Source organism: Uniformispora flossi (assembly GCF_049534875.1).
In the GTDB taxonomy this organism is placed as follows: Bacteria; Actinomycetota; Actinomycetes; order Streptomycetales; family Streptomycetaceae; genus Yinghuangia; species Yinghuangia aomiensis.
In genome coordinates, this window is record NZ_JBMULZ010000025.1 from 48,419 (window position 1) to 61,438 (window position 13,020).

The 13,020-nt window shown below is 72.0% G+C and carries 14 protein-coding genes; 10 read left to right on the forward strand and 4 right to left on the reverse strand.

Annotated features, from left to right (window positions below):
- The first annotated feature begins 98 nt into the window (after window positions 1-98).
- From ACPA54_RS34940 to ACPA54_RS34985, 10 genes are read left to right on the forward strand one after another with little or no spacing between them, the layout of a single operon-like run.
- Window positions 99-623, forward strand: a complete 525-nt coding sequence (locus tag ACPA54_RS34940) for a MaoC family dehydratase (protein WP_423535941.1) — start codon at window positions 99-101, stop codon at window positions 621-623.
- Window positions 623-2,002, forward strand: coding sequence for a CaiB/BaiF CoA transferase family protein (locus ACPA54_RS34945; protein WP_423535943.1), 1,380 nt, complete (start codon window positions 623-625; stop codon window positions 2,000-2,002). Before ACPA54_RS34940 ends, ACPA54_RS34945 begins: the two co-directional genes overlap by 1 nt.
- Window positions 1,999-3,171, forward strand: coding sequence for a Rid family hydrolase (locus ACPA54_RS34950; protein WP_423535944.1), 1,173 nt, complete (start codon window positions 1,999-2,001; stop codon window positions 3,169-3,171). The genes ACPA54_RS34945 and ACPA54_RS34950 overlap by 4 nt, the downstream gene beginning before the upstream one ends.
- Window positions 3,168-3,680 (forward strand): FAS1-like dehydratase domain-containing protein, encoded by a 513-nt coding sequence (locus ACPA54_RS34955; protein ID WP_423535946.1) that lies wholly within the window; start codon window positions 3,168-3,170, stop codon window positions 3,678-3,680. Before ACPA54_RS34950 ends, ACPA54_RS34955 begins: the two co-directional genes overlap by 4 nt.
- On the forward strand, window positions 3,677-4,111 hold the full coding sequence (locus tag ACPA54_RS34960; protein WP_423535948.1) for a MaoC/PaaZ C-terminal domain-containing protein: 435 nt from the start codon (window positions 3,677-3,679) through the stop codon (window positions 4,109-4,111). The genes ACPA54_RS34955 and ACPA54_RS34960 overlap by 4 nt, the downstream gene beginning before the upstream one ends.
- Window positions 4,108-5,256, forward strand: a complete 1,149-nt coding sequence (locus tag ACPA54_RS34965; protein ID WP_423535950.1) for an acetyl-CoA acetyltransferase — start codon at window positions 4,108-4,110, stop codon at window positions 5,254-5,256. Before ACPA54_RS34960 ends, ACPA54_RS34965 begins: the two co-directional genes overlap by 4 nt.
- Window positions 5,253-5,684: a Zn-ribbon domain-containing OB-fold protein gene (locus tag ACPA54_RS34970; protein ID WP_423535952.1), complete on the forward strand. Its 432-nt coding sequence runs from the start codon at window positions 5,253-5,255 to the stop codon at window positions 5,682-5,684. The genes ACPA54_RS34965 and ACPA54_RS34970 overlap by 4 nt, the downstream gene beginning before the upstream one ends.
- A gap of 1 nt (window position 5,685) precedes the next feature.
- Window positions 5,686-6,849 (forward strand): acyl-CoA dehydrogenase family protein, encoded by a 1,164-nt coding sequence (locus ACPA54_RS34975; RefSeq protein ID WP_423535954.1) that lies wholly within the window; start codon window positions 5,686-5,688, stop codon window positions 6,847-6,849.
- Entirely contained in the window at window positions 6,846-7,706 is an 861-nt protein-coding gene (locus ACPA54_RS34980) for an HpcH/HpaI aldolase/citrate lyase family protein (protein ID WP_423535956.1), read from the forward strand. The genes ACPA54_RS34975 and ACPA54_RS34980 overlap by 4 nt, the downstream gene beginning before the upstream one ends.
- A gap of 22 nt (window positions 7,707-7,728) precedes the next feature.
- Window positions 7,729-8,745, forward strand: a complete 1,017-nt coding sequence (locus ACPA54_RS34985; protein ID WP_423535957.1) for an LLM class flavin-dependent oxidoreductase — start codon at window positions 7,729-7,731, stop codon at window positions 8,743-8,745.
- Here the strand turns inward: ACPA54_RS34985 and ACPA54_RS34990 are convergent.
- The 4 genes from ACPA54_RS34990 to ACPA54_RS35005 all read right to left on the reverse strand — a co-directional run bounded on the left by ACPA54_RS34990 (window position 8,720) and on the right by ACPA54_RS35005 (window position 13,008).
- Window positions 8,720-9,823 carry a Rieske 2Fe-2S domain-containing protein gene (locus tag ACPA54_RS34990; protein WP_423535959.1) on the reverse strand — a complete coding sequence of 368 codons (1,104 nt, stop codon included), beginning with the start codon at window positions 9,821-9,823 and terminating at the stop codon, window positions 8,720-8,722. The genes ACPA54_RS34985 and ACPA54_RS34990 overlap by 26 nt on opposite strands.
- 140 nt (window positions 9,824-9,963) lie before the next feature.
- Entirely contained in the window at window positions 9,964-10,416 is a 453-nt protein-coding gene (locus tag ACPA54_RS34995; RefSeq protein ID WP_423535961.1) for a DUF3598 family protein, read from the reverse strand.
- A gap of 94 nt (window positions 10,417-10,510) precedes the next feature.
- Window positions 10,511-11,926: an aldehyde dehydrogenase family protein gene (locus tag ACPA54_RS35000; RefSeq protein ID WP_423535963.1), complete on the reverse strand. Its 1,416-nt coding sequence runs from the start codon at window positions 11,924-11,926 to the stop codon at window positions 10,511-10,513.
- Entirely contained in the window at window positions 11,923-13,008 is a 1,086-nt protein-coding gene (locus ACPA54_RS35005; protein WP_423535965.1) for a nitrilase-related carbon-nitrogen hydrolase, read from the reverse strand. Before ACPA54_RS35005 ends, ACPA54_RS35000 begins: the two co-directional genes overlap by 4 nt.
- Window positions 13,009-13,020 lie beyond the last annotated feature (12 nt).

Consider the following 13,020-nt stretch of genomic DNA (forward strand, 5'->3'; position numbering starts at 1 on the left):
GGCTGATCGCGGGCCGGGATGCTTGTTCACTGAGTGGAACGCTATTTACCATGGCGGAACATGCGCGGCCGTAGGGCGACCCGGGAGGGATCCTGGCCATGACCGTTCACCCGGCCCAACTCGGGCGGTTCATCGAGGACTTCACCGTCGGGGACGTGTACCGGCATCCGTTCGGCCGGACCATCAGTGAAGCCGACTCGACGTGGTTCACGCTGCTGACGTGCAACACGAACCAGAACCACTTCAACGCGCATCTGGCAGCCGACAACCCCATCACCGGTGGGCGGATCATCGTCAACTCGGGCCTCACCGTCGCGCTCGTCCTCGGTCTGTCGGTGATCGACACGAGCCAGAACGCGGTCGCCAATCTCGGCTGGACGGACATCAAGCTCCGCAGCCCCGTCTACGTCGGTGACACCGTCTACGCCGAAAGCCTCATCACCGGCAACCGCGCCAGCGCCTCGCGTCCGGACATGGGGATCCTCACGATGAAGACGCGGGGGCTGAACCAGGACGGGCTCGAACTCGTCACCTGGACGCGCTCGGTGCTGGTCCCCAGCCGCGCGTCCGGCCTCGGGCAGGACTACTTCCCGGCCTGCACCGCGGGCCCGCTGGAAGCCTGATGGGAAGCCCGGCGGGAAGGCCTCCGGGGAGTCCGGCGGACGGTGCCCGGCGTCCGCTGGAGGACGTCCGCATCGTCGCGGTCGAACAGTACGGTGCCGGGCCGTGGGGATCGCTGCACCTGGCCGATCTCGGAGCCGAGGTCATCAAGATCGAGGACCCGGCGGCGGGCGGCGATGTGGGCCGCTACGTGCCACCGTATGCGGAAGGCGAGGACTCGCTGTTCTTTGAAGTCTTCAACCGCAACAAGCGCAGCTTGTCGCTGGACCTGTCGACCGCTGCCGGGCGTGCGGTGTTCGACGAACTCGTTTGCGTGTCCGACGTCGTCTACTCCAACCTGCGCGGCGACGTCCCCGCGAAAATCGGCATCACCTACGACGCCCTCAAGCACCTCAACCCGCGCATCGTGTGCTGTTCGCTGTCGGGCTTCGGCATGACCGGCCCGCGCATCGCCGAGCCGGGCTACGACTACGTGTTGCAAGGCCTGCTCGGCTGGATGGACGCCACCGGCGAACCGGACGGCCCGCCCACCAAGTCCGGTCTCTCGCTGGTCGATTACTCGGCGGGCTTCGTTGCCGCGATCGCCGTGCTGGCGGGCGTGCACGCGGCGCGCCGCGACGGCGTGGGCATGGACTGCGACGTGTCGCTGTTCGACACCGCCCTCGCGCTGCTCAACTATCCCGCCGCGTGGCATCTCAACGCCGGGTACACGCCGCACCGCACGCGCCGCTCGTCGCATCCGTCGCTGGTGCCGTTCCAGCTCTTCGAGGCCGCCGACGCGTGGATCGTGGTGGGCTGCCCGAAGGAGAAGTTCTGGCAGCGGCTGACCGGCGTCGTCGGGCATCCGGAGTGGGCGGCGGACGCCCGGTTCGCGACGTTCGCCGACCGCGAGCGCAACCGCACCGAGCTGCTGAGCCTCCTCGAACCGCTGTTCGCCACCCGAACTGCGGCGGAGTGGCTGGACGACCTGTACGCCGCGGGCGTGCCCTGCGGCCCCGTCAACACCATCCCCGAGGCCCTCGCCGACCCGCACACCGAGGCGCGCGGCATGCTCGTCGAAACCGACCATCCGCGTTACGGCCGACTTCGTCTGCCGGCCACCGCCGCCCGCGTCGGCGACCTCCCGCGGCCGACCCGCCGCGCACCGCGCCGGAACGAGGACTTCGGGCACGTCATGGCGGACGTCGCCGGCTTCTCCGACGCCCGGATCGCCGAACTGATCCGCGCGGGGGCTTTCGGGCCACCGGACGACACACCCGGACTGCCCAGTCTCCCCGGACTGCCCAAATTCCCCGGACTCCCCGGACTCGCCGGACTCCCCGAACCGTCCGGCGCAGCCGCGGAGATCGACGACGACGCCGGCGGCAAGGAGCCCGCATGACGACGCCCGCGGGGGCGACCCCGATCACCGTCGCCCCCGCCGACTTCCCGTGGTACGACCCCGCCGGCTTCACCTTCTCGCTCGGCCTCCGGCTCGGCCGGGACGTGTGGTGCTCCGGACACTCCGGCTCCGCACGCGACCCGGCGACCGGCCGCCCCGGCATCCGCGGCGGCATGGCCGACCAGGCCCGGATCGCCTACGCCAAGCAGGCCGCGGTACTGGCCGCGGCGGGTCTCGATCTCCGCCACGTCACCCGGGTGGTGGAGAACGTCACCGTCGCCGGGCTGCCACACTACGCGGAAGCCGAGCGAGTCCGCCGCGAACTGTTCGGCGACCGGTCACCCGTGGTGGTGACCGTCGTCGTGGACCGGCTGGTGCGCCGGACCGCGCTCGTCGAAATCGAAGTCCATGCGTCAGCCGACGGAGCCGAATCCACCGGGCGAGTGAGCGTCGAGCGCAACGGTTCGATCCTGCTCCCCACCCTGCTTCCGATGGATGCCCACGGCACCGTCGTCGCCCCCGACGATCCGGCCCGCCAGTACGCCTACTGCCTCGAACGCGCCGCAGCCCTGCTCGAACCCGTCGGCGGTGCGCGCCTCGTCACCACCACCGAATTCGTCACCCCGACAGGCCAACGTGCCGCCCCCGACCTCGACCGGATACGCGCCGACCTGCTCGGTCCTGTGCCGCCCGCGGGCACCCGGGTCCTGACGACGGAACAGCACCACGGCGGCATCCACGTCGCCGTCGAAGCGGTCGCCTCGCAGCACACACCGCTGGCTGTCGACCCTCTCGGCCTGGCCGACGCGCTGCCCGACCGCAGCCCGGCGGTCCGTGCCGGGGACCTGCTCTTCCTGAGCGGTTTCGGGCCGCTCGCCGACGGTGACGACGACCTGCGTCATCAAGCCGAGGGCCTCTACGGCACCGTCCTCCGCACCCTGGAAGCGGTCGGCGCGGGACCGGAGCACCTGCTCTCCACGGTCGAGTTCGTCGCCGTGGACGCGCTGCCGGACTACCGCGCGGTCGCCGACGTACGCCGTGCCCTGCTCAAGGAGCCGTACCCGGTCTCCACCGGCATCGTCTGCACCCGCATGGCGCACCCCCGAGCACTCCTCGACGTCGCCGCGGTCGCCGCCATCCCCGCCGTCGCCGCCCCCGGGGAGGCGTGACCGTGCCGCTACTCACCGACGAACTCCGTGCCCGGATCGGCGAGACGCGCTCCTACACCGCGCCGGAGCCCCTGTCCGCGGCGTCCATCCGCTACTACGCCGTCGCCGTCGGCGACACCAACCCCGTCTACACCGATCCCGACGCGGCGAAGGCCGCCGGGTGGCGCGACGTCGTCGCCCCGCCGACGCTGCTGTGCGACAGCAACCAGTACCTGGCGGACGCCGTCCGCGACGACGACGGCTTCGCCGGTCACAGTTGGGGCATCGCCCCGCCGAACTGCCGCATGGTGCGCGGCGGGAACCGCTACGTCTTCCATCGCCCGGCCCATCCCGGCGACACCGTGACGGTGACCTGGCGCCTGCTGGACATGACCGAGCGCGTCAACGCCGCCGGGCAGGCCATGCTGATCGTCACCAGCGAGGCCGCCGTCACCGGCGCCGACGGCGATCCCATCCTGACCAACACCGAGACGACCATCCACATCGCGACGGGAGGCGGTGCGGCATGAGCGCCCCTGTTCCGGTGCCGCTGCCCGATGTCGGCGCCGAACTTCCGGCGCTGCGCACCACGCTCACCCTCACCGATCTGATCGTCTACGCAGGTGCCACCTGGGACTGGCACCGTCTGCACTACGACCCGGCGTATCTGGCGGCGCACGGGCTGCCCGCGCCGGTCGTCGACGGGCAGTTGTTCGGCGCGCTGCTCGTGCGGCAGACGCAGGAAGCGTTCGGGCCGAAGGCGTTCGTCCGTGGACTGCATTTCCGTTTCGCACGTCCGGTGTTCGCCGGGGAAACAGTCATGTGTGCGGCGCGGGTGACCGCCCGCGAGCGGCAGCCCGACGGCACCGTTCGGGTGTCGGTGGCCGCGTCGGTCGAGGTGGTCGGGGAGCGGGCGCGGGTCGCGGTGGCGCCGGCGGGACTGGAGGTGGAGTTGCGGTGAGCACGTCCGTGGCGATTGCGGGGGCGGCCGAGTGCGATCTCGGCAGTACCGGGTTGTCGGTTCTGGAACTGCAGGTGCAGGCGGTGACCCGGGCGGTGGCCGATGCCGGGCTGCGGCTGTCGGATGTGGACGGTTTGGCGACGAACAACGTCGGGCGGTTCTCGACGACGTCGCTCGCCGACTGTCTGGGGCTGCGTCCGGCGTGGGTGGAGTCGTCGTTCGTCGGCGGGTCGGCGTTCGAGGCGTATGTGGCGCGGGCGGTGCAGGCGATTGCCGCGGGGCAGGCCGAGGTGGTGGTCGTCTCGTATGCCTCGAACCAGCGTTCGGCCCGGTCGCGGCGGCTCGGCGGGGTGTTCGACGACACCGTGCCCGAAGCCCAGTTCGAGGCGCCGTACGGTCCGCTGTATCCGATCTCCTACTACGCGATGGCCGCGCAGGCCTATCTGCACCGGTACGGCGTGTCCCGCGGGCAGCTCGCCGACGTGGCGGTCGCCGCGCGCGAGTGGGCGCTGCTGAACCCGGCGGCGTTCCGGTACGGCGCGGACCCGCTCACCGTCGACGACGTCCTCGCCGCGCCGCTCGTCTCGTCGCCGTTGACGACCCTGGACTGCTGCCTGGTCACCGACGGCGGCGGTGCCGTCGTCCTCACGTCCCTGGACCGGGCCCGGGATCTGCCGCATCCGCCGGTCGCGGTGCTCGGCTACGGCGAGTCGACCAGCCACGCGGCGATGGCGACCCGCGACGACATCCTCGACACCGGTGCCGAGCGCGCCGCGCAGGCCGCCTACCGCCGCGCCGGGCTCGGACCGGACGACGTCGGCTTGGCGATGGTCTACGACTCGTTCACCATCACTCCCCTGCTGTCCCTCGAAGCGCTCGGCCTGTGCCCGCCGGGCGAGGCCGCGGCGTTCGTCGCGGACGGCCACACCAGGCCGGGCGGCAAGCTGCCGCTGAACACCAATGGCGGCGGGCTGTCGTACTGCCATCCCGGCCAGTACGGGGTGCTGCTGCTCGTGGAGGCCGTCCGCCAGCTGCGCGGCTCATGCGGGCCGCGCCAGGTGCCGGGTGCCGAGGTCGCGGTGGCGCACGGTACGGGCGGCATCTTCAGCCACTCCGCGACCGTACTGCTGGGGGTGGAGCGGTGACGACCGACGACGGACTGCCCCCGATCGACCGGGTGACCGCGCCGTGGTGGGACGCCACCCGCGACCGCAGGCTGCTGCTCCAGCGGTGTGAGCGCTGCGGGCATGTGCAGCACTATCCGCGGCTGCTGTGCACGGCGTGCGGGGCGGTCGAGGCGTACGGGTGGATCGAGGCGTCCGGTCGCGGCAGCGTCGACACGTACACGGTCGTGCACCGCGCTTCCGCGCCCGGTGTGGAGGTCCCGTACACGGTGGCGCGCGTCCGGTTGGCCGAAGGCCCCGTGCTGCTGACCCGGCTCACCGGAGTGCCGGACGACGCGTCCGCGTTCGGCGCCGCGGTGGCATTGGACTGGCAGCCGCTGCCGGACGGCCGCCACCTGCCCACGTTCACCGCACGCGCGGCGGCCCCCGCGCGTCCGCCGGGAGGGTGACATGGATTTCGGACTCAGCGACGAACAACGCCTGTTCCGCGACACGATCCGCGACTTCGTGGCGAAGGAGATCACCCCGGTCGCCCAGGAGTGGGAGCGCACGAACCGCTACCCGACCGAGATCGTCGAGACCATGAAGCGGCTGGGGCTGTTCGGCATGACGGTGCCCGCCGCGTACGGGGGCCTGGGCATCGACATGGTGAGCTTCGCCCTGGTGTTCGAGGAGATCTCGAAGGGCTGGATGGGCGTCGCCGGCATCCTCGGCTCGCACTCGCTGGCCTGCGGGCTGATCGCCCGGCACGGCACCGACGAGCAGAAACACCGCTATCTGCCGCAACTCGCCACCGGCGAGCGCCGCTCCGGCCTCGCCCTCACCGAACCCGGCGCCGGAACCGACCTGCAAGGTGTCGGCACCCGCGCCGTCCTCGACGGCGACGCGTACGTGGTCACCGGCAGCAAGACCTGGATCACCAACGCCCGCCACGCCGACCCGCTCCCCGTGCTGGTGAAGACCGACCCGACGGCCTCCCCCGCCCACCGCGGCATGAGCGTCCTGCTCGTCGAACAGGGCACGCCCGGTTTCACGGTGAGCCGCGACCTGCCCAAGCTCGGCTACAAGGGCCCCGAGTCCTGCGAAGTCGTCTTCGACGGCGCCCGAGTGCCGAAGGCGAACCTGCTCGGCGGGGTGGAAGGCCGCGGCATGCAGCAGGTGCTGTCGGGCTTGGAGACCGGCCGGATCAACGTCGCCGCCCGCTCGCTGGGCGTCGCCCAGGCCGCCTACGACGCCGCCCTCAAGTACGCCCGCGAACGCCACGCCTTCGGACAGCCGATCGCCGAGTTCCAGGCCGTCCAGCTCAAGCTCGCCGACGTGGCGACGAACATCCAGGCGTCCCGCCTGCTCGTCTACTGGGCGGCGTCCTGCGCCGACCGCGGCGAACGCGTCGACATGCAGTCCGGCATGGCGAAACTCTTCGCCTCCGAAACCGCCGCCACCGCCGCCCTCGAAGCCATGCGCATCCACGGCGGCCACGGCTACTCCCCGGAGTTCACCGTGGAACGCCTCTACCGCGACGCCCCGCTCCTGGTCATCGGCGAAGGCACCAGCGACATCATGCGCACGGTCATCGCCCGCGCCCTCGTCGGCGGCAGGGAGCGGATCGGATGACGGCCGCGTTGCGCTCGCACCTGTATGTGCCCGGGGATCGGCCGCATGTGCTCGCCAAGGCCGCCGCACGCGGCGCCGACGCGCTCATCGTCGATCTGGAGGACGCGGTCCCGGCCGCGGGCAAGGAGCAAGCGCGGCGCATCGTCGCGGACTTCCTGAACGCCGCGAAGAAGGCCGGAGGGCCCGCGCTGTGGGTGCGGATCAACCCCGGCGCGGCGGGGCGGGAGGATCTGAAGGCAGTGCTGGGGCCGGCGGTGGCGGGCATCTGCATGGCGAAGGCGGAATCCGCCACGGAGATCGGCGAAGTCGCGCACATCATCAGGGAGTTGGAGCACGACCGCGGCATCCCGAGCGGACAGGTCGCAATCTCACCCCTGCTCGAATCGGCCGCGGCCGTCCTCGCCGCGCGCGACATCGCCGGCGCGCCCCGCGTGCGGCGGCTCCAGGTCGGCGAGGCCGATCTCTGCGCCGAACTCGGCGTCGAGCCGGGCGCCGACGAACGCGAACTCCTCTGGGTCCGCAGCCAGATCGTGCTGGCATCGGCCGCGGCCGGAATCGAGCCGCCGGTCGCGCCGGCCGACACGAACTTCAGCGACCTCGCGGCGCTCCGGGCCTCTACGGAAGCCCTTCGGCGTCTCGGCTACCGGGGCCGGGCCTGCATTCATCCCGCGCAACTGGGGGTCGTGCACGAAGTGTTCACTCCGTCCGCCGAGGAAGTGGCGCGGGCCCGGGCGCTGGTCGCCGGGTACGAGGCGGCCGTCGCCGCGGGCAGCGGGGTCTTCGTGGATGCGCACGGCCGCATGGTCGACCTCGCGGTGGTGCGCAGCGCGCAGCGCACTGTCGCGGCGGCGCGGTAGACCGGCGAAGGGGGCGCGCGCGGTGCGGATCACCTATGGCCCGTGGGGCGAGACGATCGACGAGCTGGCGGACGCCGCGCGGCGTGCCGAGCGGGCCGGGGCGGAGGTCGTGTGGGTTCCGGAGCTTTACCGCAGTGCGACGGTGCCCGTTGCGGCGTTGGCCTACGCGACCGAGTCGGCGCGGCTCGGCACCGGGATTGCGCTGGCGTTCACCCGGAGTCCGCTGGTGACGGCGCTGGAGGCGCTCGATCTGGACGAGATTTCCGGCGGCCGGTTCGTCCTGGGGCTCGGCAGCGGGGTGCGGCGGCTCAACGAGGACTGGCACCACGCGCGCTTCGGGAAACCCGTCGCGCACATGCGGGAGACGGTGCGCAACATCCGCGCGTTCTGGGCCGAAGCCCGCACGGGCAAGGCGATCGACCTGCCCGGCGTGCACGAGCCGATGCGCATCCGCGGCTATCGGCGGCTGTTCCACCAGGAACGCGAGGCGATCCCGGTCTACCTCGCGGCCATGGGGCCGATGATGACCCGCCTCGCCGGGGAGATCGGGGACGGCTGGATCTCCCACGAGCTGCATTCGCCGCAGTACCTGGCGACCGTGGTGCTGCCGAATCTCGCGGAGGGCTTGGCGCAGGCCGGGCGGCCGCGCGGCAGCCTGGACGTCGTCGCATCGGTGCTGTGCGCCGTCGACGACGATCCGGCGGTGGCGCGGCGCTGGGCGGCGGGCACGGTCGGGTTCTACGGCTCGGTGCGCACGTATGCGGATTTCTGGGCGGCGCACGGCCTCGCGGCAGAGCACGACGCCGTGCTGGGGGCTTTCCGCGCGGGTGCGGCCGCCGACGATCTGGCGGCCGCCGTACCCGACCGCATGGTCGAGGCGGTGACCGCGGCCGGGACGGCGGAGGACGTACGCCGCCGGATTCTGGCCTTCGACGGGATCGCCGACAGCGTGAAGCTGTCCCCCGCGTCGCACGGCATGGCGCCGTCGGAGATCCGGGCGTGCCAGGACCGGCTCATTGCCCTGATGGCGGTTCTGTGACCGCGCAGGACCCGCAGCCGCCCGCGGGGGCCGCCAACGGCAGCCCGTTGTTCCGCAGCACGTCGCGGACGTCGAGGATCAGCGGGAAGACCTCGTGGTTGCGGTCGCCGCGCTGCTCGTCCCACGCGCGCTGTTCGGCTTCGACGGCCATCCGGTCCTCGGCGAACACGCGTTCGGTGAAGCGGCGGATGAACGGCCAGGCGAGGTGCAGGGCGCCGGGCACGCGCGGCTTCTCGATGGAGAGCAGGCCGTACACGTGGCTGCGGCGCTGCTCGGCGTCTTCGGGCACGTAGGCGACCCACAGCGAGAACGCCGGCAGGTCGGCGCCTTCCGGTACCAGCGTCAGGGTCTGGTAGGGGTATTCGGTGCGGATGGTGATGACGTCGGGGTTGTCGGCGCCGCCGACGCGTTCGGCGGCGAGCAGCCCGGCGCCGCGATCCTTCTTGCCCGCCTTGTGGGTGAACCGGTAGCGGGCCTGCACGGACGTCGGGCCCGTGTCGTAGCGGAGCAGGGTGGGCTCGATCTTGCCGAGGATGCCGCGGTGCAGGAACTGGTGGTTCATGTCGAGCAGGTTCTCGTGCAGGAACGAGTAGTGGCACAGCACGGTGCGCGAGAACGTCATGGTGCGGTGCCGCGGCGACACGCAGGCGGGCAGCTCGGGCGGCGGCATGACCGCGGCTTTGGCGAGGTTGCCGGGGAACACGAAGACCAGTCCGTAGGCCTCGTGCACGGGGTAGGCGCGGACGCCGCGCGGCGGCCGCGTGACGCCCTTGGGCAGGTACGGGATCTGCGAGATCCGCCCGGTGCCGCGGTACGCCCAGGCGTGGTAGCAGCAGCGCAGGATGTCCCCTTCGACGACGCCCATGCTGAGCGGGACCTGCCGATGTGCGCAACGGTCTTCCAAGGCGTACAGTCGCCCGCTCGTTCCCCGGTACAACGCGATGCGTTCCCCCGCGAACGAGGCAGCGACGGCCTTGCCCGCCGCGATGGCGCGGGACAAGGCGATCGGGTACCAGAAGTCCGGGTCGATGCCGATGCGCCGCAGGTCGGTTTCGATCCGCGTTCGGGTCTCGGTCATGGGCGGGCCTCCGTCGCCTCACCGGTCTCGAGCGGGCCGCCCGCGCCTGGGCGCGGTCGGCGTCTGCTGCCGTGAAGGCGGCCCGACCTTCATCGTCGCGTGCCGGTAGGGAGCCGTCCACCGAAGGGTGTCGGCCCGGGTCAGCCGACGACGCGGGTTTCGTTGATGAGGGTGCGCATCTCGACCTTGCCGTCGCGGATCCACTGCCACGTGCGGGTGCGGTGCCGGCCGTCGTCGGAGAGGACGATCATTTCGAACAGGCGCAGGTCCTCGCCTTCGGCCTTGTAGATCCAGGTCAGGTAGATGGTGTTCTCGTCGAGTCCCCAGGTGACGCCCTTCATGCGGTCGGTGTCGAAGTGCATGCGGCCGTAGCCGTCGTAGGTGCCGGGGAACTGGTGGACTTCGGTGCGGCCGTCGGGCCAGGTGTAGGTGTTGGTCTGGTGGTACGGGTAGTCGCCGTCTTCCGGAAAGGCGCAGGTCAGATGGGACTTGTGCTGGTCGAGGATCTTGCCTTCCGGGTCGACGTGTGTGTAGGTGCCTTCCCAGTCGCCCTCGTGCTTGGCGAGCAGGGGCATGCCTTCGCGGATTCCCATGACGCTCCTCGGTTCGGGGTTCGGGGTTCGGGGTTCAGGTTCGCCGTTCGGGGTCCGGGGTCGGGGGTTCCGTCGGGGGCTGCGGCCCTGGGCTTCAGGGCGTGTGCCACCACGGGTCGCGGCCCGTGGCGGTGGTGCCGATCAGGGTTTGGCGGCGGACGAAGCGGCGCAGCGAGGCGTCGCCCATGCGGGAGCCGCCCAGCCCGCTGTACCGGAACGAGTTCTTTTCGCCTTCGTGGACGAGGGCGGTCAGGGCGGCGTCGTTGATGCTGACGGCGCCGACGTCGAGGCGGCGGGCGAGGGCGCGGGCCGTGGCCGGGTCGGGGCCGAAGACGGCGCCGGACAGGCCGTAGTCGGAGTCGTTGGCGAGGGCGACGGCCTCGTCTTCGGTGGTGAAGGGCATGACGGGCATGAGCGGGCCGAAGGTCTCCTCGCGCATGACGGTCATGGTGTGGTCGACGGCGGTGAGCACGGTGGGGCGGATCCAGTGGCCGCCGCCGTGCCGTTCGATGCGGCCGCCGGTGTGGACGACGGCGCCTTTGGCGGTGGCGTCGGCGAGTTGGGCGGCGATGACGGCGGCCTGGTCGGGGTCGATGAGCGGGCCGATGGCGCCGTCGGCGGGGTCGGGGTGGGCCAACGCGACCTGTGCGGCTTTGGCGGTGAGCCGGTCGACCAGGTCGTCGTGGATCGAGGCGTGCGCGTAGATGCGTTCGATGGACAGGCAGGACTGTCCGGCGTTCGCGCAGGCACCCCACAGCAGGGCCGAACTGGTGCGGTCGAGGTCGGCGCCGGGCAGGACGATCGCCGGGTCTTTGCCGCCGAGTTCGAGGAAGGCGGGGATGAAGCGCCGCTGCGCCGCCGCGCCGACGATGCGGCCCGTCGGGACGCTGCCGGTGAAGCACACCAGGTCGACCAGACCGACGAGCGCGGCACCGGTCGGCGCGCCGCCTTCGACGACGGCCAGCACGTCGGCGATATCCGGGACTTCGTCGATCGCGCGGCGCAGCGGGGCGATGAACCGCGGGGTGACTTCGCTCGGCTTGACGATGACCGTGCTGCCCGCGGCGAGGGCGGGGATGGCGTCGATGAGGCCGAGGAGGAGGGGGAAGTTCCAGGGGCTGACGACGCCGACGAGCGGGTAGGCGCGTGATCCGGTTTCCAGGGTGATGCCGGGGAGCACGGAGGACGACCGTTCGGCGGGGGCGAGGAGCCGTTCGGCGGTGGCGGCCCAGCGCCGGGCCATGGCGGGGATCTGGGCGGCTTCCATGCGGGATTCGTGGGTCCGGCCGGTGTCCCGGACCAGGGCGTCGACGAGCGCGTCGGTGTGTTTGTCGAGGACGTCGGCCCAGGCGTGCAGGACGGCGGCGCGGCCGCGCGGACCGCGGGCTTCCCACGCGGGTTGGGCGGTGCGGAGGCGGGCGGCGGTGGCGGCGAGTTCGTCGTCGGTGGGCGGGGTGAGGAGGCGTTCGACGCGGCCGGTGCGCGGGTCGCGGACGCCGGTCGGGTTCACGGCTGCTCCCGGTCGCCGGGGTCGGTGGTCGGGTGGGCGCTGCGGTAGGCGCGGGCGATGTTGTCGGCGTGTCGGGCGGCGAAGAACGCCCGTTCGGGGGCGACGCCTTTGAGGCCGTTGGGTTCGTCGCCGGGGTGTGCGGCGTATTCGCTCGCCCAGAGGGCGGATTTCACCCGGGCGGGAAGGTTGCTCATGCTGGGGCGGAGGCGTTCGCGGCGCAGCGCGGCGAGGTCGATTTCGGCAGCGGCGACGAGGGATTCGCCGGAGGCGGCGCGGGCGAGCGAGCGTCCGGTGTGGTCGACGATCTCGGAGTGCCCGTCGGTGGAGTCGCCGGACAGGGGGATGCCGGTGATTCCGGCGCTGTTGGCGGTGACGACGGCGGCGATGTTCTCCGCGGCGCGGCAGCGGCGGGCGAGTTCCTTGACGGTGGGGTCGGGGCTGGTGGCTTCGCCGGTGGGGTGCAGGAAGACCTCGGCGCCGCGGAAGGCGAGGGCGCGGAAGAGTTCGGGGTAGAGGATCTCTTCGCTGGCGGCGGCGGCGAGGTTGCCGATGGCGGTGCGGGCGACGGGGAGGACGGCGTCGAGGCCGTAGTGGTCGAGGTAGGAGTCCCAGACGTCGTAGGGGCTCGGCGTGTAGAGGGAGTGCAGGCGCCGGTAGCGGAGGACGGTGGCGCCGGTGGGGCCGAAGACGACGGTGGCCTGGAAGTAGAGGCCGGGGTAGTGCGGGTCCGTCTCGTAGGCGTTGGTGGCGAGGTGGATGCGGTGGCGTTGGGCGACGGCGGCGAAGCGGTCGTATTCGGGTCCGTCGGGGGCGAGTGCGGCTTTCGCGGCCCAGCCTTCGATCGTGTCGCCCATCGGGAAGCCGGTGAGGGCGTACTCCGGTAAGACGACCAGGCGGGTGTCGGGGCCGTGCCAGGAGACGGCGGCGGCGACTTGGGCGCCGATCCGGTCGATCGCGTCGACGATGGCGGCGCGGGCTTCGTCGGTGCCGAGGGCGTTGACGGCGCGCGTCCGCGTTTGCAGGGCGACGGCGCGGAACGCCGGGGTCGGGGCGGGTGGTGCGGAAGGCGACGGTGTGGGCATCGCCGGACCTCC

Bases quoted from the DNA above. Each gene is read 5' to 3' on its own strand.
- ACPA54_RS34960 (WP_423535948.1), top strand. From the start codon at position 3,677: ATGAGCGCCCCTGTTCCGGTGCCGCTGCCCGATGTCGGCGCCGAACTT.
- ACPA54_RS34950 (WP_423535944.1), top strand. From the start codon at position 1,999: ATGACGACGCCCGCGGGGGCGACCCCGATCACCGTCGCCCCCGCCGAC.
- ACPA54_RS34975 (WP_423535954.1), top strand. From the start codon at position 5,686: ATGGATTTCGGACTCAGCGACGAACAACGCCTGTTCCGCGACACGATC.
- ACPA54_RS34940 (WP_423535941.1), top strand. From the start codon at position 99: ATGACCGTTCACCCGGCCCAACTCGGGCGGTTCATCGAGGACTTCACC.
- ACPA54_RS34990 (WP_423535959.1), bottom strand. From the start codon at position 9,823: ATGACCGAGACCCGAACGCGGATCGAAACCGACCTGCGGCGCATCGGC.
- ACPA54_RS34995 (WP_423535961.1), bottom strand. From the start codon at position 10,416: ATGGGAATCCGCGAAGGCATGCCCCTGCTCGCCAAGCACGAGGGCGAC.
- ACPA54_RS34980 (WP_423535956.1), top strand. From the start codon at position 6,846: ATGACGGCCGCGTTGCGCTCGCACCTGTATGTGCCCGGGGATCGGCCG.
- ACPA54_RS35005 (WP_423535965.1), bottom strand. From the start codon at position 13,008: ATGCCCACACCGTCGCCTTCCGCACCACCCGCCCCGACCCCGGCGTTC.
- ACPA54_RS34945 (WP_423535943.1), top strand. From the start codon at position 623: ATGGGAAGCCCGGCGGGAAGGCCTCCGGGGAGTCCGGCGGACGGTGCC.